This is a genomic window from Wenyingzhuangia fucanilytica (assembly GCF_001697185.1).
In the GTDB taxonomy this organism is placed as follows: Bacteria; Bacteroidota; Bacteroidia; order Flavobacteriales; family Flavobacteriaceae; genus Wenyingzhuangia; species Wenyingzhuangia fucanilytica.
Genome location: NZ_CP014224.1, coordinates 2,219,002 through 2,240,531, shown reverse-complemented (window position 1 = coordinate 2,240,531; position 21,530 = coordinate 2,219,002). Strand labels below are relative to the sequence as shown.

Annotated in this window: 16 protein-coding genes; 7 read left to right on the top strand and 9 right to left on the bottom strand. The window is 32.1% G+C overall.

Going from position 1 to position 21,530, the window contains the following annotated elements; genetic code table 11:
- Positions 1-2,937 carry a translation initiation factor IF-2 gene (gene infB / locus AXE80_RS09010; protein ID WP_068826483.1) on the top strand — a complete coding sequence of 979 codons (2,937 nt, stop codon included), beginning with the start codon at positions 1-3 and terminating at the stop codon, positions 2,935-2,937.
- Positions 2,938-3,088: 151 nt separating this feature from the next.
- On the top strand, positions 3,089-3,280 hold the full coding sequence (locus AXE80_RS09005; RefSeq protein ID WP_068826481.1) for a cold-shock protein: 192 nt from the start codon (positions 3,089-3,091) through the stop codon (positions 3,278-3,280).
- Between the two features lie 76 nt (positions 3,281-3,356).
- On the opposite strand, the gene AXE80_RS09000 is transcribed toward AXE80_RS09005, so the two are convergent.
- From AXE80_RS09000 to AXE80_RS08990, 3 genes are all read right to left on the bottom strand, one after another.
- On the bottom strand, positions 3,357-5,954 hold the full coding sequence (locus AXE80_RS09000) for a T9SS type A sorting domain-containing protein (protein WP_068826479.1): 2,598 nt from the start codon (positions 5,952-5,954) through the stop codon (positions 3,357-3,359).
- A 152-nt stretch (positions 5,955-6,106) separates the two neighbouring features.
- The gene (locus AXE80_RS08995; protein WP_068826478.1) at positions 6,107-6,880 is read right to left on the bottom strand and encodes a zinc ribbon domain-containing protein; all 774 of its coding nucleotides are present in this window, start codon (positions 6,878-6,880) and stop codon (positions 6,107-6,109) included.
- A gap of 5 nt (positions 6,881-6,885) precedes the next feature.
- Positions 6,886-7,980, bottom strand: a complete 1,095-nt coding sequence (locus tag AXE80_RS08990; protein WP_068826476.1) for a Nif3-like dinuclear metal center hexameric protein — start codon at positions 7,978-7,980, stop codon at positions 6,886-6,888.
- A gap of 88 nt (positions 7,981-8,068) precedes the next feature.
- Here AXE80_RS08990 and lpxK point away from each other — a divergent pair, with 88 nt between their 5' ends.
- On the top strand, positions 8,069-9,094 hold the full coding sequence (gene lpxK, locus AXE80_RS08985; RefSeq protein WP_157359382.1) for a tetraacyldisaccharide 4'-kinase: 1,026 nt from the start codon (positions 8,069-8,071) through the stop codon (positions 9,092-9,094).
- A 39-nt stretch (positions 9,095-9,133) separates the two neighbouring features.
- On the opposite strand, the gene AXE80_RS08980 is transcribed toward lpxK, so the two are convergent.
- Complete coding sequence (locus tag AXE80_RS08980; protein WP_068826474.1) at positions 9,134-10,321, bottom strand: AIR synthase related protein; 1,188 nt, start codon at positions 10,319-10,321, stop codon at positions 9,134-9,136.
- A 288-nt stretch (positions 10,322-10,609) separates the two neighbouring features.
- Here AXE80_RS08980 and AXE80_RS08975 point away from each other — a divergent pair, with 288 nt between their 5' ends.
- Both AXE80_RS08975 and AXE80_RS08970 read left to right on the top strand, forming a co-directional pair.
- Positions 10,610-11,626 carry a glutamine synthetase beta-grasp domain-containing protein gene (locus AXE80_RS08975; RefSeq protein WP_068826472.1) on the top strand — a complete coding sequence of 339 codons (1,017 nt, stop codon included), beginning with the start codon at positions 10,610-10,612 and terminating at the stop codon, positions 11,624-11,626.
- 76 nt (positions 11,627-11,702) lie between these two features.
- Positions 11,703-12,470: a M90 family metallopeptidase gene (locus tag AXE80_RS08970; protein WP_068826470.1), complete on the top strand. Its 768-nt coding sequence runs from the start codon at positions 11,703-11,705 to the stop codon at positions 12,468-12,470.
- A gap of 132 nt (positions 12,471-12,602) precedes the next feature.
- Here the strand turns inward: AXE80_RS08970 and AXE80_RS08965 are convergent, their stop codons facing one another.
- The 5 genes from AXE80_RS08965 to AXE80_RS08945 form a co-directional block, all read right to left on the bottom strand.
- A complete protein-coding gene (locus AXE80_RS08965) occupies positions 12,603-13,751 on the bottom strand; it encodes an alpha-hydroxy acid oxidase (protein ID WP_068826468.1) in 1,149 nt (382 codons plus the stop codon).
- A 60-nt stretch (positions 13,752-13,811) separates the two neighbouring features.
- Positions 13,812-15,107, bottom strand: a complete 1,296-nt coding sequence (gene fucP, locus AXE80_RS08960) for an L-fucose:H+ symporter permease (protein WP_068826466.1) — start codon at positions 15,105-15,107, stop codon at positions 13,812-13,814.
- Positions 15,108-15,197: 90 nt separating this feature from the next.
- A complete protein-coding gene (gene aldA / locus AXE80_RS08955; protein ID WP_068826464.1) occupies positions 15,198-16,637 on the bottom strand; it encodes an aldehyde dehydrogenase in 1,440 nt (479 codons plus the stop codon).
- Between the two features lie 520 nt (positions 16,638-17,157).
- The gene (locus AXE80_RS08950) at positions 17,158-17,736 is read right to left on the bottom strand and encodes a hypothetical protein (protein WP_068826462.1); all 579 of its coding nucleotides are present in this window, start codon (positions 17,734-17,736) and stop codon (positions 17,158-17,160) included.
- Positions 17,737-17,894: 158 nt separating this feature from the next.
- Entirely contained in the window at positions 17,895-18,794 is a 900-nt protein-coding gene (locus AXE80_RS08945; protein ID WP_068826460.1) for a helix-turn-helix domain-containing protein, read from the bottom strand.
- A 103-nt stretch (positions 18,795-18,897) separates the two neighbouring features.
- Between AXE80_RS08945 and rhaD the strand changes: the two genes are divergently transcribed.
- Together rhaD and AXE80_RS08935 are read left to right on the top strand one after the other, a co-directional pair.
- Positions 18,898-19,692: a rhamnulose-1-phosphate aldolase gene (rhaD, locus tag AXE80_RS08940; RefSeq protein WP_068826459.1), complete on the top strand. Its 795-nt coding sequence runs from the start codon at positions 18,898-18,900 to the stop codon at positions 19,690-19,692.
- A 20-nt stretch (positions 19,693-19,712) separates the two neighbouring features.
- Positions 19,713-21,500: an L-fucose isomerase gene (locus tag AXE80_RS08935; protein ID WP_157359381.1), complete on the top strand. Its 1,788-nt coding sequence runs from the start codon at positions 19,713-19,715 to the stop codon at positions 21,498-21,500.
- Positions 21,501-21,530: the final 30 nt, after the last annotated feature.

Here is a 21,530-nt window from a genome sequence, read left to right as displayed (position 1 = left end):
ATGTCTGTAAGCAAAACATTAAGGCTTAACAAAGTTTTACGAGAATTAAACATATCGTTAGATAGGGCGGTAGAGCATCTTTCATCCAAAGGGATAGAAATAGAGGCTCGTCCTACAACAAAAATTTCTAATCAAGAATATCAAATCTTATTAGACGGTTTTCAAACGGATGCCCAAAAGAAAGCTGATTCTAAAGAAGTAGGAGAAGAGAAAAGAAAGGAAAAAGAAGAATTACGTATTGCTCAAGAAGAGAAAAAACGTAAAGAAGAGGAGGAAAAGAATAGAATTCTAAAGGCTAAAGCTGAAAAGTTAGAGTTAAAAACTGTTGGTAAAATAGATTTAGAACCTAAGCCAGCTGCTCCTGTTCAAAAAGAAGAGCCAAAAGCTCAAGCTCCAAAAGAAGAAACTGTTAAACCAGTAGAAACCCCAAAAGAGCCTGAAGTAATTAAAGCTAGCGCTCCTAAATTAGGAGGACTTAAAATAGTTAAATCTGCTCCAGAAGTAATTAAAGAGACTCCTAAAGTAGAAAAAGAAGTAAAAAAGGAAGAGCCTAAGCCAAAAGCAGAAGCTCCAAAACCTGAAGTTTCAAAAGAAATGCCTTCTGCCTCAGTTAGCAAGCCGGTAGCTAAAGAAAAAGCACCAGAAGTTAAAGAGGAAACTACAGCAGCACCTACAGCAAGTAATGATCCTGAGGAAGGTGGAGAGCCAGAGGCTATTAAAACTCAATATCAAAAACTTACAGGGCCAAGACTTACAGGTACAACAATTGATTTAAAACAATTTGAAAGACCTAAAAAGAAGAAGCCAGATCCTAAGGCGGCTGCAAATGCTGCTAACGATGCTAAGAAAAAACGTAAGAGAATTGTAAAACCAGGAACTCCTAACACAAACAATCGTGCAGGAGGACCAGGTCAAGGAAATAGATCAGGAGGAGGACCAGGACAAAGAGCTAATGCAGGAGGACCTAATAGAAGACCAGGAGGACCAGGTCAGAGAGGTAGATTTGCAGCTCCTGTTACCAAGGAAGAGCCTACAGATGAAGAAGTACAAAGACAAGTACGTGAGACCCTAGAAAGGCTTCAAGGAAAATCTAAAAAGAATAAAGGGGCTAAGCACCGTAGAGAAAAACGTGATTTACACCGTCAACAAGCTGATGATGCTCAAGCACAAGAAGCAGCAGACAGCAAAATCTTAAAAGTAACAGAGTTTGTTACTGTAAGTGAAGTTGCAACGATGATGGATGTTCAGGTTACCGAAATTATTTCAGCATGTATGATGTTAGGAATGATGGTAACAATGAACCAACGTTTAGATGCTGAAACAATTAAGATTGTTGCAGAAGAGTTTAATTATGATGTTGAGTTTGTTGGTGCAGAAGTTGAAGAAGCTGTTGCCGAAGCTGAAGATGATGAAGAAGACTTAGAAGATAGAGCTCCTATTGTAACCATCATGGGACACGTAGATCATGGTAAAACATCATTACTAGATTATATTCGTAATGCAAATGTGATTGCTGGAGAATCTGGAGGAATTACTCAACATATTGGGGCTTATTCTGTAAAGATTAATACAGGACAAAAAATTGCATTTTTAGATACACCAGGTCACGAGGCCTTTACAGCAATGCGTGCACGTGGTGCTCAAGTTACGGATTTAGTAATTATTGTGATTGCTGCCGATGATGATGTGATGCCGCAAACAAAAGAAGCAATTAGCCATGCACAAGCTGCAGGAGTACCTATTGTTTTTGCTTTAAACAAAATTGATAAACCTACTGCAAATCCAGATAATGTTAAGCAACAATTAGCTAGCATGGATATGTTGGTTGAAGATTGGGGTGGTAAATACCAATGCCAAGAAATTTCTGCAAAAACAGGATTAGGTGTTGAAGATTTATTAGAGAAAGTAGTTTTAGAATCTGAAATTTTAGAATTAAAAGCTAATCCAAATAAATCAGCAGTTGGTACAGTTGTAGAAGCACAATTAGATAAAGGTAGAGGATATGTTTCAACCATTATGGTTCAAGCAGGTACTTTAAAAATAGGTGATTATATTTTAGCAGGTAAACACTCTGGTAAAGTAAGAGCAATGTTTGATGAACGTGGTAAAAACGTTGAAGCAGCTCCACCATCTACGCCTGTATCTATTTTAGGATTAGACGGAGCACCTCAAGCAGGAGATAAGTTTAATGTTTTTGAAGACGAAAGAGAAGCTAAACAAATAGCATCAAAGCGTTCTCAATTACAACGTGAGCAATCTGTAAGAACTCAAAAAACTCTTACTTTAGATGAAATTGGTCGTCGTATTGCGTTAGGAGACTTTAAAGAGTTAAACATCATCTTAAAAGGAGATGTGGATGGTTCTGTAGAAGCATTAACAGATTCTTTCCAAAAATTATCTACTGAAGAGATTCAAGTAAATATTTTACATAAAGGTGTTGGTGCAATTACGGAGTCTGATGTATTATTAGCTTCTGCTTCTGATGCAATTATTGTAGGATTTAATGTTAGGCCTGCAGGAAATGCAAGACAATTAGCAGATACAGAAGAAGTTGATATCAGAACTTATTCTATTATTTACGATGCAATTAATGATCTTAAAGATGCGATGGAAGGTATGTTATCTCCAGACACTAAAGAAGAATTATTAGGTAACGTAGAGATTAGAGAAGTTTACAAAATTTCTAAAGTTGGTAATATTGCAGGATGTATGGTTATTCAAGGTAAGATTACTAGAAATTCTAAAGTTAGAATTATTAGAGATAGTATTGTAGTTCACGATGGTGAGTTAGCAACATTAAAACGTTTTAAAGACGATGTTAAAGAAGTTGCTAAAGGTTATGATTGTGGGGTTCAGATTAAAAACTACAACGATATTGCCGTTGGAGATATTATTGAATCATACCATATTGTAGAAGTAAAAAAGAAATTAAAATAATTTTCTTAAAAAAATAAATCAAAGCCTATCTATTATAGATAGGCTTTTTTATTGACTTTCAGTTATTTGTTAAATAATAAATTAAGCAGTTTATTGTGTGATTTATTTTTTAAATACTATGTTTGTACTTTATTAAATAATATTTTACACAGTGAAAAAAGGTACAGTAAAGTTCTTTAATGAATCTAAAGGTTTTGGATTTATTATTGACGACGAAACACAACAAGATTATTTCGTACACATCTCAGGATTAATTGACGAAGTTAGAGAAGGAGATGCAGTTGAATTTGACTTAAAAGAAGGTAGAAAAGGATTAAACGCAGTAGACGTTAAAGCTTTATAATATTTGCTTTTTAAAAAAATTAAAACCCGCTTAACGATGTAAGTGGGTTTTTTTGTGCTTTATATTTTCTTTTTCTCTAGTTAGAGAAAATCAATTTTCCTGTATAACTCTGTCCATTGGTAATTTTTAATTTAAAAACATACACTCCATTTTCTTCGTTGGTTTTGTTGTAGTTAATATTGTTATTTCCCAATTGTGTATTACCAGTCATCATATTAATTCTTTTACCAGTAATATCAAAGATTGATAATTCATAGTTACTATTAATATTACTATAATAACTAATAGTAGTGTTTGTTTTTATTGGGTTAGGATTTATCTGAACTTGTTGGTTAAAAGTTATGTTGTTATTAGATAGGTTTTCAGCCTGTTTAAATTCTATATTCTCTAATGAAACTGACTTATATTCTTCTGTTCCAATATTTTCATTTGTTAAAACAAAAACCATCATGGTAACGTTTGACATTTTAATAGACTCATTATGGCTGTTTTTAAAATCACTTAATAATATTTCCTTTGTGGTAGTTTCGTTTGTTAGTTCTACAGTGTATTTATGTTGATCTTCCCAGTGTTGAACATCTTCTTTCATTATTACAATAGATAATTTACCTGTTCCTTTTAGATTTAATTTTAAGGTATTGTACTCTTGTAAATCGATGGCATTGAATCTTGGTGTAAAGGCTTTATAAACAGAAACGTATTCAGTTGTTTTTGCAGATAAGTTAATACCTCTTTCTACCATATAACTTCCGTCCGTAATAATGTCTTCCTGTGGACTTACGTCAAAGCTAATAACTTCTGTATTCTTAGCAGAAGCATCTACTCCCCAAGCACCATCAGCCATAAACACATCATCGGGGGTACCTCCATTATTTCCTTCAATTCTAAAACCAAAATCAAAAAGAGATTTTGCTTCAAATTCTATTTTAGTATTATAACTGTCTATTTCAATATCACTATCAATAGTTTCGGTATCACTTGTTTCCGAAGCTCTTAATCCACCTTTGATTTTAATATTTGTAGCATTATTTGTGTTTACAATGTTTAAGGTTAATTTTCCGTTTTTATAGTTTCCGCTCTTTACATAAACGTAAGGAGGGGTAGAGTTTTTATAACTAGTGATGGGCTTTACATTGCTAAACATCTCTAAAATTTTAGAAGTTAGTCTATATAAGTCATCTACAGAATTAGACCAAACTTGATAGTTGTAATATGAAATGTTTTGAGTGTATTTATCTAGGTTCCAGTGTGATTCTACATCGTATCCACTTCCATTATCACTTACAGCAAAACTAATTACGTGTTCAATTTCTCCACTAGGACTTTTGATTGTTGTTTTAATAAACATTTCATCATTTATATAGAAAGTATTAATCCCTAATATTTCAGCCCCTAAAAGTCTATCACAAATATATTTTGTGTGTTCGTAGACTCCATTTTCTGTTTCCATTGTTAAAATAGAAGCAACAGTTTGTTGTTGTGTGTTAACGTAATCTACAGAAAATATTTTTTTAGCATTGGTTAAATTGATTAAGTCTGAAGGTGTTGTAATTTTAGCTTCGGTATTTTTAACACCATCATATGGGATAAAATCTTCTATTCCAACCATCGTTTTTTGCCCTAAATAGATTTTATTTGAAGGCTTAAATGTTGGAGCTTTTTTACTATCAAAATCATAATTTGTTTTACTTCTTAAATAGTTTCTAGCTGTAATTTTTTGAGATAACCTATTGTTACTTTCTAATCCACCTTTATTAGCCGAAGTTGTTAACGTAATTGTAGGACAAGATTCTACACCTGAACAAGCAGGATCATCACAGTCTATTAAACCATCACCATCATCATCTTTTCCATTACTACAGTCTTCATCTGGCACAGGAGCGCTTGGGCATCTAGCACCATCATTTGATGCGCTTGCAGGACCATATGCAAATAGATTTGAATCAATATAACCGTTAGTGGTAATATTATGCACATTTTTTATTCTATAAATTGTTCCTGTTTGATTTGCTGATACATATAAGTTTCCGTCAACATCAAAATAGACAGCACCATATGTGTAGTCATTACCAATAAGAATAGGAACAATTCCTAAATCGGTCATTACTTTAGTTTCAGTGTTGATTCTATATAGGTGATTGCTGTTTTTTTCTACAGTGTATAAATTGTTATCATTAACATTAAAAGCCCAGTCATGTACGTTGATGTTTTGTGTTAATTCAAAACTTTCAATAAACTCAAGGTAATTATCTGAATTTGGGTTTAGGTCAACTTTGTAGATAGATTTACTTACTTTATAATGATATATTCCATCTACATTAATATCACCTACAAAACTAAAAATAGCATCATCTGGAATGGAGTTAATGGTGAATTTATTTGTGCTAAAATCATTTCCAATTCTGATTAATGTCTTAGGCTCGTTTTTTAAGAATCCCCATAAATAACCATCTACATTATTGTAAGCAGATGCGTTAATACTATTTTCTGTAATGTCTTCGGCAACTAATAATGAAGTTCCAGAAGCTAAATTAACAGCATAAACATCGTTGTATTGAAATAAGTAAGCATTGTATACGCAGTTAAAAGGTTCGTTTTGTGCGTTTGCATTTATGGTAATTATTGATGTGATAATCAATAAAAAAACTTTTGATTTAAATGATGTTACTTTCATGATATAGCTGTTTGTATAATTCTATATCAAAAGTAAAGAGCTAGTCTAGTTGTTTTTGGAGTTTTTAGGTGAGTGGTATTTTTGTGTAGATAAGTGGTAAAAAAAAAAGAGCATCTGTACAGATGCTCTTTTATATATATAGAATTGAATTCTTATTTAATAATAGAAGACAATTTTTCTCTTTCTTCTTCTGCTAAGGCAGCATCAACTAAAATTCTACCAGAATATTCATCGATAGTTATTTTTTTACGGCTAGCAATTTCAATTTGAACTTGAGGAGGAATAGTAAAGTAAGATCCACCAGCAGCACCTCTTTCAATTGGAACTACAGCTAATCCATTTACAACACTTTTTCTAATTCTTTTATAAGCAACTAATAAATGGTTGTCAATTTTTTCAGCCATTTGCTCTGAAAGTTTGTTTAACTCATTTTGCTCATTTTCAGTTTCCTTTAAAATAGCATCTAATTCAGATTTTTTATGATCTAAGTGAGATTGTTGAGCGTTTAATTTTTCAGTAGTTCTAGCAATAATTTCCTTTTTTTGCTCAATTTTAGCATAAGCTTCTTTGATTCTTTTTTCAGCCAATTCAATTTCTAATTCTTGAAATTCAGCCTCTTTAGTTAAAGAATCAAACTCTCTGTTGTTACGAACAGATTTTTGTTGTTCAGTGTATTTTTTAACCAATTCTTTAGATTCTAAAATACTTGATTTTCTGTTAGAAATCTCAGTTTCAAAACCAGCAACATCTTGATTTAATTTTTCAATACGAGTTGATAACCCAGCAATTTCACTGTCTAAATCTTCAATCTCTAGTGGTAACTCTCCTTGAACGCTTATGATTTCATCAATTCTAGAGTCGATTAATTGTAAATTGTATAAAGCTCTTAACTTGTCTTCTACAGATACTTCTTGTTTAGTTGCCATAATAACTATGAGTAATATATTGGGTTTGTACTTTTATCCGATAAAATGATTGCAAAATTACGAAAATTTTCTTTAAGATAATCAACTAATAAGTTTTTTGTAAACTGTTCACTTTCGTAGTGTCCAATATCGGTAATTAATATTTTTCCTTCTGCTTTATAAAATTCATGATATTTAAAATCGGCCGTAATATAGGCATCAGCTCCCTTGCTTATTGCGGCATTTATACCAAAACTTCCAGAGCCACCAAGTACAGCTACTTTTTTAATTTTTGAGGTCAAAGGTGCAGAGTGTCTTATGCATTCGGTATTCATTTTATTTTTAACATAGCTTAAAAAATCTTTAGAAAGCATTGGAGTTGATAACTCTCCAATCATTCCGATACCAATGTGTTGATTTGTGTTTTCTAAAGTAGTTATTTCATAAGCAACCTCTTCGTATGGATGTGTTTTAAGAAGTGTTTTTAAAACTTTACTTTCTAAGTGTTTAGGAAAAGTAATGCCAATTTGCGTTTCTTGTTCTTTTGAAGTAGTCCCTTTTGTACCCACTACAGGATTAGAGTTTTCATTTCCATTAAAGGTTCCTGTACCATTAATATTAAAACTACATTCACTATAATTTCCAATGGCACCAGCACCAACTTCAAAAAGAGCTTCTCTAACACTATCAGCATTGTGAACTGGAACAAAAGTGATTAGTTTTTTGATGGTTCCTTTTTGTGGAATTAAAACTTCTTTGTTTTTAAGTTCTAATACTTCGCACATTTTAGCGCTTACACCATTAAAAGAATTGTCTAAAGCGGTGTGAGTTGCATATATAGCAATATCATGCTTAATAGCTTTCATGACTACTCTTTCAACATAACTATTTCCGTTGAATTTTTTTAGTCCATCAAAAATAATAGGATGAAAACTTACTATTAAATTACAATTCTTTTGAATTGCTTCATCAACAGTTTGTTCTAATGTATCAAGAGTTACTAATACTCCAGTGACTTCGGTATGATAGTTTCCCACTAATAAACCTACATTGTCAAAATCTTCGGCATAGCTTAGTGGAGCTAACTTTTCTATATAACTTGTAATTTCTTTAATCTTCATATTCAAAAATACAGATTTTGTTCTATTTGTTGTTTCTAGGATGGAATTGTTTTAGTTTTGAAATTAAGATATAACTGATATAGCACAAATGAATTTCATTACGATATTAAGAATTTTACTTTTACCATTTTCTGTTTTATATGGAATTATTGTGTCTTTTAGAAACCTAATGTATGATTTTGGTTTTTTTAAATCTACCTCATTTGATATTCCTATCATTACGGTTGGGAATTTAAGTGTAGGGGGAACAGGAAAAACTCCGCAAATTGAGTATTTGATTCGTTTATTACAAGACAAAACTAACATAGCGGTTTTGAGTAGGGGATATAAAAGAAAATCTAAAGGTTTTGTATTGGCTAATGAAAATACTACTGTTGAAGAATTGGGAGATGAACCTTTTCAGTTTTATCAAAAGTTTTCTAAAATAAATGTAGCTGTAAATGGTGATAGGGTAGCAGGTGTAAAACAACTGTTAAAGTTACAAGCTAAAACCAATTTAATTTTGTTAGATGATGCTTATCAACACAGAAGAATAAAAGCAGGTTATCAAATTTTATTATCGGCTTATGCCGATTTGTTTTATAAAGATTTTATGATGCCAACAGGTAATTTGCGTGAATTATGGTGGGGAAAAAATAGGGCTGATGTTATTGTGGTAACCAAATGTCCAAAAGATTTATCGGTAGAAGAACAATTAAAAATAACAGCTAAGATAAATCCATCAAACAAACAAAAAGTATTTTTTACAACTATTGCTTACGCTCCAGTTTTAAAAGGAAGTAAAAAAATTGCTTTAGAAGATTTACAACATAAAAAAGTAATATTAATTACGGGGATTGCAAAGCCAGAACCATTGTTGACTTATTTAAAAAGTAAAGAAATTACATTTGAACATTTAGCTTTTCCAGATCATCATCACTTTACCATTGATGAAATAAAAACGATTCAACAAAAAGGAAAAGAGGCTACAATTTTAACTACGGAAAAAGATTATGTTCGTTTGGAAAAAGAGATAGAAGAATTATATTACTTACCCATAGAAACAGTTTTTATAAATAATCAAAAATTGTTTAACGAGCAGGTAGAACAATATGTAAATAAAAAAGCATCTTAAAATATTTTAAGATGCTTTTTGTTATAGATAAAGTGATTATTAGTAATTAAAAGTACCAAACTCACTGTTGATTTCTAAACTTTTTTGTCCTTCAGCTTTAGCAGTTTCTACGCGACCAATAACTTTAGCATCTACGTTAAAACTTTTTGATATTTCAATAATATCATTAGCAATTTCTGCAGGAACATAAATTTCCATTCTGTGTCCCATGTTAAATACTTGATACATTTCTTTCCAGTCTGTACCAGAGTTTTCTTGAATCAATTTAAACAATGGCGGAACATCAAACATATTGTCTTTAACAATGTGTAAGTTTTCTACAAAGTGTAATATTTTTGTTTGTGCTCCTCCTGAACAATGTACCATTCCGTGAATTTCTTCTGGAGTATATTTAGCTAATATAGCTTTGATGATTGGTGCGTAAGTTCTTGTAGGAGACAATACCAATTTACCAGCGTCAATAGGAGAGTTCTCTACAGCATCGGTTAATTTAGTGTTTCCAGAATAGACTAATTCTTCAGGAACAGCAGCATCATAACTTTCAGGGTATTTTTCTGCTAAATATTTATGGAAAACATCGTGTCTAGCAGACGTTAATCCGTTAGACCCCATTCCTCCATTGTAACTTTTTTCATAAGAAGCTTGTCCAAAAGACTCTAATCCTACAATAACATCACCTGGTTTAATATTAGCATTGTTTACAACATCGCTACGTTTCATACGAGCAGTTACTGTTGAATCAACAATAATAGTACGAACTAAATCTCCAACATCAGCAGTTTCACCACCTGTTGAATGAATTTTAACACCAAAGTTTGCTAGTTCGGTTAATAATTCTTCGGTACCGTTAATAATTTCAGAAATTACTTCTCCAGGAATTAAGTTTTTGTTTCTACCAATAGTTGATGATAACATAATGTTATCTGTAGCACCTACACATAACAAATCATCAATATTCATAATTAAAGCATCTTGAGCAATTCCTTTCCAAACAGAAGCATCTCCTGTTTCTTTCCAATACATATAAGCTAAAGAAGATTTGGTACCAGCACCATCGGCATGCATAATCAAACAATAGTCATCATCATTTGTTAAGTAATCAGGAACAATTTTACAAAATGCTTTTGGGAATAATCCTTTGTCAACATTTTTAATTGCGTTGTGTACATCTTCTTTAGAAGCTGATACTCCACGTTGGCTATATCTTTTACTTACTTCAGAACTCATAGTATTGTTTGTTGTTTTTTAATGGTGGTGCAAATTTAGTTATTTGATTTTTATCTACTGTCAAAAAAAGCAATAAGGTTTAAAACTGTTAAAAATCAGTTTGTTTTATGTGTTTACGCAGGGTTGATTTTTGAATTTATTAATTTTCGACCCTTTTTTTTACGATTTAAAGAAAAATAAATATTCTACGTAAAAATACGTAGTATTTCGATTGGCTGTTCAAATATTTATTTTATATTTGCTCTCGTTAAGATAAAAAGAAACTTTTATTAAATATAATATTTTATTATGGCTAAAATTAAATTAGAGTATATCTGGTTAGATGGATACTTTCCAACTCAAAACTTAAGAAGTAAAACTAAAGTTGAGGAGCACGAAAACTTTCAAGGAACATTAGAAGAGATCGGAAACTGGTCTTTTGATGGTTCATCTACAAAACAAGCAGAAGGAGGATCTTCTGACTGTGTATTAGTACCTGTAGCAATTTATCCTGATCCAGCTCGTATCAACGGATGGTTAGTAATGACTGAGGTTTATAATGCTGATGGAACTCCACACGAATCTAACGGACGTGCTACTATTGATGATGATAATGATGATTTCTGGTTTGGATTTGAACAAGAATACTTTATCATGGATACTGAAACTGACTTACCATTAGGATTCCCTAGAGGAGGATACCCTAAGCCACAAGGTATGTACTACTGTTCAGTTGGAGGTAGAAACACTCATGGTCGTGATTTAGTTGAAGAGCATGCAGATTTATGTATCGAGGCTGGATTGAACTTTGAAGGAATTAACCAAGAGGTTGCTTCTGGACAATGGGAATTCCAATTGTTTGCAAAAGGTGCTAAGAAAGCTGGAGATGAAATCTGGATCGCTAGATATTTATTAGATCGTTTAACTGAAGGTCGTGGAATGTACATTGAGTACCACCCAAAACCATTAGGAGATACTGACTGGAATGGATCTGGAATGCACGCTAACTTCTCTAACTCTGTGTTAAGAACTTGTGGTTCTAAAGAAAAGTACGCTGAAATCTGTGAAGCTTTCCGTCCTTACACTAAAGAACACATTGCTGTATACGGTGAGTTTAACGACCAACGTTTAACTGGTAAGCATGAGACTGCTGCTATTACTGATTTCTCTTGGGGAGTTTCTGATAGAGGAGCGTCTATCCGTATTCCAATTATCGCTGTAGAAAAAGGATACAAAGGATGGTTAGAAGACCGTCGTCCTGCTTCAAACGGAGACCCATACAAAATTGCTGCTCGTATTATCAAAACAGTTAAGACTGTTTCATAATTATAAGCACTATAATATTTTTAAAAGCCCTACATTTTGTAGGGCTTTTTTTATGTGAAAAAACTACTTTTAACTCATGGTAGTAATGTTAGTAGTTTTATTCCTGATAGGAATTGGTATTTATAGTTATAGAAAATCTATTTCTGATAATAAAACAATAGTTCCTCGTAATTTACATGTGTTATTGTTGTCTAATGTATTGTTTTATGAAAAATTAAAAGAAGAGGATAGACAAGAGTTTAGAAATAAGATTGAGCTTTTCTTAAAAGCCGTGAATGTTGAATCTGTAGGGTTTAGATTAGAAGATATTGATGTAGTTTTAGTAGCTGCAAGTGCTGTTATTCCTGTTTTTTACTTCGAAAATTGGCAATACTCCAACTTATCAACTGTTATTTTATATCCTGATTATTTTAATAAAGACTTAAGTTTTACCGAAGGTGATGTTGATAGAAATATTGGAGGTCTGGTAGGAACTGGAAGGTTTAGGCATCAAATGATTTTATCACGCAAGGCATTACATTATGGTTTTAATAATAAAACTGATAAAAGTAATACAGGTATACATGAATTTGTTCATCTGATAGATATGTTAGATGGGGATGTAGATGGCGTTCCTAATAGGCTATTATCTAACGCTTATGTAATTCCATGGTTAGATTTAATTCATAAAGAAATGGAGGCTATTAATAATGATGAATCTGATATTAGAGCCTACGGAGGAACCAAGCAAGAAGAGTTTTTTGCAGTAGCTTCCGAATATTTTTTTGAACGCCCTGATCTTTTAAAACGAAAACATCCTGAGTTATTTAAAATGATGGAGTTGTGCTTTTGTAGTAAAAGATAATAGGGGAAGTTGGTATTGATATTAAAAATCGTAGACCAAAGGATGATTTACAGCTTTTAGCTTTTTAAATAAAACAAAAAAACCCTGTATTAAATATTTAATACAGGGTTTTTAGGGTTGAAGAGTAGGTATTTATTTTATCAAACAGTTTGGTAAGTCTTCAATTTTTTCACAACAAAGTTGTTCCATTACCTGTTGTAATTCGGCTTTTAATAAATGCATTGTGTGGTCACCACCTTTTTTACCTAAAGCAGCAGCTCCATACATAAACGGACGTCCCATAAAAGTAAAAGAAGCTCCAGTAGCTATGGCTCTAGCAATATCAGGTCCTCCTCTTAGTCCGCTATCCATCATTACTTCAATTTGATCTCCGTATTTTTCTGCAATTCTACCTAAGGGCTTAATTGTAGATTCACCAGCATCTAACTGTCTTCCTCCGTGATTAGATACAATAACACCATCTAAACCTAATTTAATAGCTTGTTCGGTATCGGCCAAAGACTGTACGCCTTTTAAAACCAATTTTCCTTTCCACATATCTCGAATAGGCTTTATTTTTTCTTCGTTTAATCTACCGCTAAAGGTCTGATCCATAAACTTAGCCAAGTGTTTTAAATCTAAACCTTTTGGCATGTATTTTTCTAAAGTTTTAAAAGCAGGTTGACCATGTATAAGTGTGTTTAGTGCCCAATCAGGTTTACCCATTACTTGTAGAATGTTTTTAAGAGTCATTTTAGGAGGCATTGCTAAACCGTTTCTAAAATCTCTAGGTCTAAATCCAAAAGTAGGTACATCACAAAGAATAACCAATACAGGGCATTCTGCTGCTTCAGCTCTTTTAATAATATCATCTCTTAAGCTATTTTCTGCTGGATGATATAACTGGAACCATGATTTTCCTTCAGTAATTTCTGAAATACGTTCTATACTAGAAGTAGTTACAGTACTTAGTATAAAAGGAAGGTTGTGTTCAAAAGCTGCTTTGGCTAAAATTTCTGGAGAATTAGGCCACATTAAACCTTGAAGTCCTACAGGAGCAACTCCAAAAGGGGCATCATATTCAATACCAAATAGCTTGGTTTTTAGCGTAGATCCATTGTAGGGTCTAATGTACTCAGGTTTTAATAATACATCTTTTAAGTCCGAAATATTTCTATCTCGGTTAACATCTTCATTACATCCACCATCTAAATATTCAAAAGCAAAATTTGGTATTTTTTTTTGTGCTTTAGTTCTTAAATCATCTATTGATGGGTATTTGTCGTTGAACTTTAATGCCATAGTATTTAATTTATATTGAATTTGAGTTGAAGGTTAAGATCCAACTCAAAAATTTTATAGTTATGCTTTTTTAATGGTTCTATATCCGTAAATAGCGATAAAACAGAAACAGATAAGAGGTAGTATAAATGAAAAATTAACTCCAGATAAAGGTCCTATTTTATCCATGTCTATCATTGTACCTTGTAAAATTGGCATCAAAGCTCCTCCTACAATTGCCATTACTAATCCAGCGGCACCTAGGGCAGTATCTTCTTCGCTTAAACCATTAAGAGCAATACCATAAATAGTTGGGAACATAATAGACATAAATGCAGATGTTGCAATTAGTAAATAAAGTCCTATAATACTTTCAATTAAAATCACTCCAGAGATTGTGATAATTGCTCCTATGGCAAAAAACATCAACAATTTTCTTGAGCTAACATATTTCATTAAGAAAGTACCTATGAAACGACTTAGTAAAAAGATGGTCATAGCTATAATGTTGTAGTTTTGAGCATCTGCTTTAGAAATTCCTAAATTACCAGCGTATTGAATAATAAATGTCCAACACATGATTTGTGCAGCCACATAAAACATTTGCGCAATAACTCCTTCTCTATATTTAATGTTTTTAAACAATCTTTTAAAAGAGTCTGCGGGGCTAGAAATCTTGCTTGTTTGCTTTTTTTCTGGCATTTTAGTTACAGCAATAACAACAAGCATTACAAGTACAACAAAACCTAAGATTACATATGGGTCTCTAATAATTCCTAAATCATGGGTTCTAATAATTGCTTTTTTAGCTTCGGCTAAAGTGGTAAAAATTAATTCACCTATTTCATTTCTTTTATCAGAATCTAAGGCAACTAAAATAAATTTTGAAGCAACAAACATTCCTAGCAAAGAACCAATAGGGTTAAAAGCTTGAGCTAAATTTAAACGTTGGGTTGCAGTCTTTTCATCACCCATAGATAAAATAAAAGGATTGGCGGTTGTTTCTAAAAAAGCTAGTCCAAAAGTTAGGATGTATAAAGAGCCTAAAAAGAATTCAAAAATCTCATATTTGGCAGCTGGGAAAAATAATAAAGCTCCAAAAGCATATAAAGCTAGGCCTAATAGTATTCCTTTTTTATAACTGTATTTTCTTACAAATAAAGCAGCGGGAATAGCCATGGTAGCATAACCACCATAAAAAGCTAGTTGTACCAATGCTGCCTTTGCAGTGGAAATTTCCATTACAGTTGCAAAAGCTGCAACCATAGGATTGGTAATATCGTTAGCAAAACCCCATAATGCAAATAATGATGTAATTAGAATAAAGGGTAGTAGATATTTTTTAGGTACTATTGGTAGTTTTTCTGTTTTAGTCATCGTAAGTATTGTGAATTGGTTTTTAAAATCACAAAAAATATAGGCTGTATATAATAATACAGCCTATGTTTTTTTGTAGTAAAATATATGTTATCTGTATTGAGAATAAACAACTTTTGTTTGTAAGTATTCTTCCATACCGTGTTTACCATCGGCTCCACCAAGACCAGATTTTTTCCAACCTGCATGGAATCCTTGGATGGCTTCAAAGTGCTGTCTGTTAATGTAAGTTTCACCAAACTCTAACTCCATAGAAGCATGCATCACTTTGTTGTAATTTTCTGAAAATATAGAAGATGTTAATCCGTATTCACAATCGTTTGCTAATTCAATAGCTTCATCTAAAGTAGAGAACTTCATCACTGGTAAAACAGGACCAAAGACTTCTTCTTTAATAATTTGCATATTGTGGTTTACGTTTGTTAATAAGGTTGGTTGATAGAAATATCCTTTATCAAATTGCGAAGATCTAGAACCTCCCATTACGATTTCTGCTCCTTCTTTTTTAGCAAAATTCACCATTTCTTCTACCTTGTTAACTTGGTCAGAAGAAACCATACTACTCATATCTGGATTGTTGGTTGCAAAAGCATCTTCTACTTTTACTGCACCCATTTTTTCTTTTAACATGTCCATAAATTGATCATGGATAGATTCTTCTACGTATAATCTCTCTGCACAGTTACAAACTTGTCCGCTAAAGATTACTTTAGAATTTACAATAGCTTGAGCGGCTAATTCTAAATCTGCATCCGCACAAACAATAGCTGGTGCTTTTCCTCCTAATTCTAAAGAAACTTTAGTAATGTTTGGAGCGGCAGCTTCCATAATTTTTTGTCCTGCAAACACACTACCAGTTAAACTAACAATACCTGTACGTGGGTTTTTTGTTAAAGCGTTTCCAACAACTGGTCCTGTACCACATACATAGTTGATAACTCCAGCAGGAACATTTAATTTTTCTATTAATTTAAAGAATTCTAATACAGTATTTGGAGCCACACAACTTGGTTTAATTACACAAGTATTACCTGTAACTAAAGATGGAGCTAATTTTCTAGCCATTACAAAGAAAGGGAAGTTCCAAGGTAGCACACCAACAGCAACACCAATAGGAGCTTTGTGTAAAAACAAATGTTCTTTACGGTTGTCACTTTGTATAATTTCTCCTTCAATTCTTCTTGCCCAAGCAGCGTTATAATCAAAATACTCTGCAGTTACATCAATTTCAACCTGTGCTAAAGACATTACTTTTGCTTGTTCAGCAGCTAAAGTTTCAGCTAAAAATACTCTGTTATCTCTAATAACATCAGCCATTTGGTTTAAATATCTAGCTCTTTCAATAGCGGCTAATCTTCTCCATTGTTTTTGTGCATGGTAAGCAGCGTCAATTGCTAAGTTAGCATCTTCAACAGATCCCTCTGGAATTATAGAAATAACTTCTTCTGTACATGGATTTAGTACCTTAGTTACTTTTGTAGAAGTAGACTTTACAAATTGACCGTTTATAAATTGATTAAATTCTTTCATAAAAAATAATGTTAATTGGTTATCGTATTTAAGTGTATCGTTTTTAAAAAAAGACTCAAGAAATCATTTCTTATCATAAAAACTGCTTAGCAAATTTATGTATGTATACGTTTTTATTGTTTATCTATATTAATCAAAGAAATGTATAATTTAAACATTTCTTAATCTTTATGAGTTTTTGATAATGTTTGTTTAATGTTTTTATCTAAAATGAATTACTTTTTTTATGCTACTTAAGTTTAGGTTTTTTATAGGTTATGTTAATTTTGTTTGTATTCTATTTACCTTAAACGCTTGATTGTTTAGTGTTTTGTCTTGTTTTATTTTATTTAGTTATAATATTTTTAACTGTTGTTTTGATATTATAGAACTGAAAAATATTTTATGTAGTTTTTTACAGTTATAGTCTTTATTGTATAATACAAACATTGTTCTTTTTTAAAATAGTGTTTGTGTTAAGGTGTATATGTTTTATAGACATCAATTAAAAGCTTAAAAAACTAATTTTTGTATTTGATAATTAGATAGATGCAGCTTGTAATAAATGGAGTCCGTTATCTATAAAAATAATTTGTCCGTTTTTTAAGACTGTTTTTTGGGCAATAAAAAAAGCAACAGAATCAACAATTTGTTCGTTAACAGAATTATAATACGCTTCGTTGGTTGGAATGTTAGATTGATCTATTCCAGCAATTAATGTAGTATCTGGATAGACAATATTTATACTTTTGATATTTAACTCTTGCTCTAATAAATCAGCTTTTTTATCAAGATTGATATTATCATTTTTATAAGCATTGGTTTTTATACCAAGAGTGTTTTTTGTTCCGATATTAATAATAGTAAAATTATCAGCTAAACAATTGGCATGGTGAAAAGGCTTAAGGAAATCACTGTCATCTTCAACTTTATGATTTTCTTTTATATTAACAAGAGCATTGATTTTTATAGATCCATTATATATATGATCATGATCTTGTTTTTTGTTTTTTATAAATGAATCTGCTCCTTCTGTATTAAGTCTTTTGGCAATACGGTAATACATTCCAGTGTTATCGATATTGATAACAACTCCTTTGTTTTTAAGATTTAAATTCATAATAATATTCTTTTGAAATCGATAATATTAATTAGCGTTTAACAAAAGTCTATTAATATTGCTAGGATTAGTTACTCATATCAATCATTTGTTTGCTTAAATAGATATTTATTAAAAAAAGGGGTGTTTTTTTACTTATAACTTATTTTAAAAGAGGTTTATGTGTATTTTCCTGATTTGTATGAGGCTGGAGTTAAGCCAGTTACTTGCTTAAATACCCTGGAGAAATGATACCTGTCAGAAAAGCCTAAACTAAAGGATATATCTTCAATTGTTTTTGTAGTATGCTCAAATAGCTCACATGATTTGGCTATTTTTCTATTTTGAATAAAATTATGTAGGGTAATATTCATTTCTTTTTTAAATAATCTAGCAAAAGAATTTGGAGCCATATTTACAAGTTCAGACATTTCTGTATTGCTTAATTTTTTTTCAATATTACTTTCAACGTAACGAATTATTTGTAAAACTCTTTCGTCTATATTAATTGCTTTCCATAACTCTGATCCAATATTGGTGAGTGCTTCTTTAATAAAAGCTTGTAGTTTTAAATTAAAAGTTAATTTAAAATCTTTGTTTTCAATTTTTAATCTTTCGGTTAAATACTCTAACCTATCTCTTAAATAATCGGTTAATTCAATTTTTAATATACCAGGATAAACATTATCAAAAGGCACTCCTAGGTTAAAATGAATAAAAAAATGTATTAAGTATTGAGAAGCTAACTGATCTTCGTTGTGCTTGGCGTTTAAGTGTTTTCCTCCTACATGTATCCCCTCATTGTAAATATGATTTTTTGAATATCTAGATGAAAAAGATGTGAATGGTGGTATTATATATATGTAGTTAGGATCCATATCATCAACCTTGTCTTGGTGTATAAGTTGACCCCCTGTGTTTTTATTCCAATATATCCTCCAAAAAGGAAAAATCATTTCATGACAATCCCACAAATTTAAAAGCCAATACCTACAGCATAACATCTTTATTTTTAGGTTGATAAAGTTTTGTTTGTTAGGAGAAGGATCCCCCAAATGTGCGTTTTTAACAAGAGCCATAAAATCAAAATGTTTGAATTAGATACAAACTTACAGATTTTAAATATTTATTTAACATCACCTCTAGGGTAATTTTGTGTAAATAAATCATCATTTAAAAATTATGAAAACTTTAAAACTTCCAGTAGAGGTAGAAGCAGAATTAAAAAAAGTATCTAAAGTAGGAGGATATTTATGGCAAAGAGAATGGGCAGAAAGAAATGCAGGAAATATTTCGATGAACTTAACATCTTTCTTTAAAAAAGAAGATGTAGAAGGAATTGGAGAAGAGGTTGCTTTTGATTTTCCTAAAGAATGTGCTGGTTTTGTAATTTATATTACAGGAACAGGGTGTTACTTAAGAGATTTAGTAGATATGTTAGAAGAGGTGTCTTGTATTCTTTATATCAATGAAGATGCAACTGCTTATTCTATTATTTGGGGAGGAAAAAGACCAAACTTTGGTCCAACTTGTGAGTTGATTTCTCATGCTAGTATTCACTTGTTTAACTCAAAACATAATCCAGAAAACTTAGCTGTAGTACACACACACCCAATTGAATTGATTTGTATGAGTCACCATGATTTGTTTGACGATGAAGAAGAGTTAAACAGACAATTATGGATGATGTGTCCTGAAGTAAAAGTATTTGTTCCTAAGGGAGTGCACTGTACTCCATATGCATTATCAAGTACAGCTGCTTTGGCAGAAGTTACTATGGAGGCCTTTAAAACTAGAAATATTTCGTTGTGGGAAAAGCACGGAGCAACAGCAACAGCACCAGATGTTGAAAAAGCTTGGGACTTTTTAGATGTAGCAAATAAAGGAGCAAAATTGTTATTGACATGTTGGGCTGCAGGATTTAAACCAGCAGGACTTTCAAATGAGCAATTAACAGAATTAGAGCAGTTTATATAAATAAAAAAATATTATAAATCATGAGTAGATTGATTGGTAGACTACCTAAAGTAGGAATTCGTCCAGTAATTGATGGACGTGAATTAGGAGTAAGAGAGTCTTTAGAGGTTCAGACGATGGACATGGCTAAAGCAGCAGCTAAATTAATAGAATCAACATTACGTTTTCCTAGCGGAGAGCAAGTAGAATGTGTTATTGCAGATACTACTATTGGTGGTGTTGCAGATGCAGCAGCGTGTGCAGATAAATTTAAAAGAGAAGGAGTAGAGGTTTCTTTAACAGTAACGCCATGTTGGTGTTATGGTACAGAAGTAATGGATACAGATCCGTTAACTCCTAAAGCCGTTTGGGGATTTAATGGAACAGAAAGACCTGGAGCTGTTTATTTAGCAGCTGCATTGGCAGGGTATTCTCAAAAAGGATTGCCAGCTTTTGGTATCTATGGTAAAGAAGTACAAGATGGAGGAGACCAAACCATTCCGGATGATGTTTCTGAAAAAATATTACGTTTTGTAAAAGGTGCTTTAGCAGTTGCTCAAATGAAAGGTAAATCTTACTTATCTATAGGGTATAGCTCTATGGGGATTGCAGGTTCTATGGTTGATGTAAACTTTTTGCAAGATTACTTAGGAGTAAGAGCAGAATTTGTGGAGTCTGTAGAGTTGTTAAGACGTATGGATGAAGGAATTTATGATCACGATGAATTTGAAAAAGCATTGGCTTGGACCAAAGAAAACTGTAAAGAAGGAAAAGATTACAACAGCCCAGAAGCTCAAAAATCAGCAGAAGTAAAAGATGCCGAGTGGGAAAAAGTTGTGAAAATGACTTTGATCTGTAAAGATTTAATGAACGGAAACCCTAAGTTAAAAGAAATGGGATTTGGTGAAGAGTCTAAAGGTAGAAATGCTATTATGGGAGGTTTCCAAGGGCAACGTCAGTGGACAGATTACCAACCTAATGCAGATTATACAGAGTCTATTTTAAACTCATCTTTTGATTGGAACGGAATTCGTCAAGCGTACACCTTTGCAACAGAAAACGATTGTTTAAATGCTATTTCTATGTTGTTTGGACATTTGTTAACTAACAAAGCTCAGTTGTTCTCTGATGTACGTACTTATTGGAGTCCAGAATCTGTAGAAAGAGTTACAGGTAAAAAATTAACAGGAATTGCTAAAGATGGAATTATTCACTTAATCAATTCTGGTTCTACAACATTAGATGCTACGGCACAACAAACAGATGCTGAAGGAAATCCTACTATGAAACCATTCTGGGAAATTACAGAAGAGGAAGTTCAAAAATGTTTAGACAATACAAAATGGCCAGCAGCTATTGCAGAATATTTTAGAGGAGGAGGATTCTCTTCTCAGTTTAAAACCAAAGGATCTATGCCTATTACTATGTGTAGATTAAACTTAGTAAAAGGGTTGGGTCCTGTTTTACAAATTGTAGAAGGATGGAGTGTTGAATTGCCAGAAGATGTTCATGAAATTTTAGATGAAAGAACAAACCCAACTTGGCCAACTACTTGGTTTGTACCAAGACTTACTGGAACAGGTTTCTTTAAAGACGTGTATACAGTAATGGCAAAATGGGGAGCAAACCATGGTGCAATATCTCACGGTCATATTGGTGCTGATTTAATTTCTTTAGCAGCTATGTTACGTATTCCTGTAAACATGCATAATGTTAATGAGGAAGACGTATTTAGACCAAGTGCATGGTCTGCTTTTGGAGAAGGATTAGAAGGAGCTGATTATAGAGCTTGTGATAATTATGGTCCGTTATACGGATTTAAAGGATAAACAATTTAAAGGGTATTTAACTCTATAAAA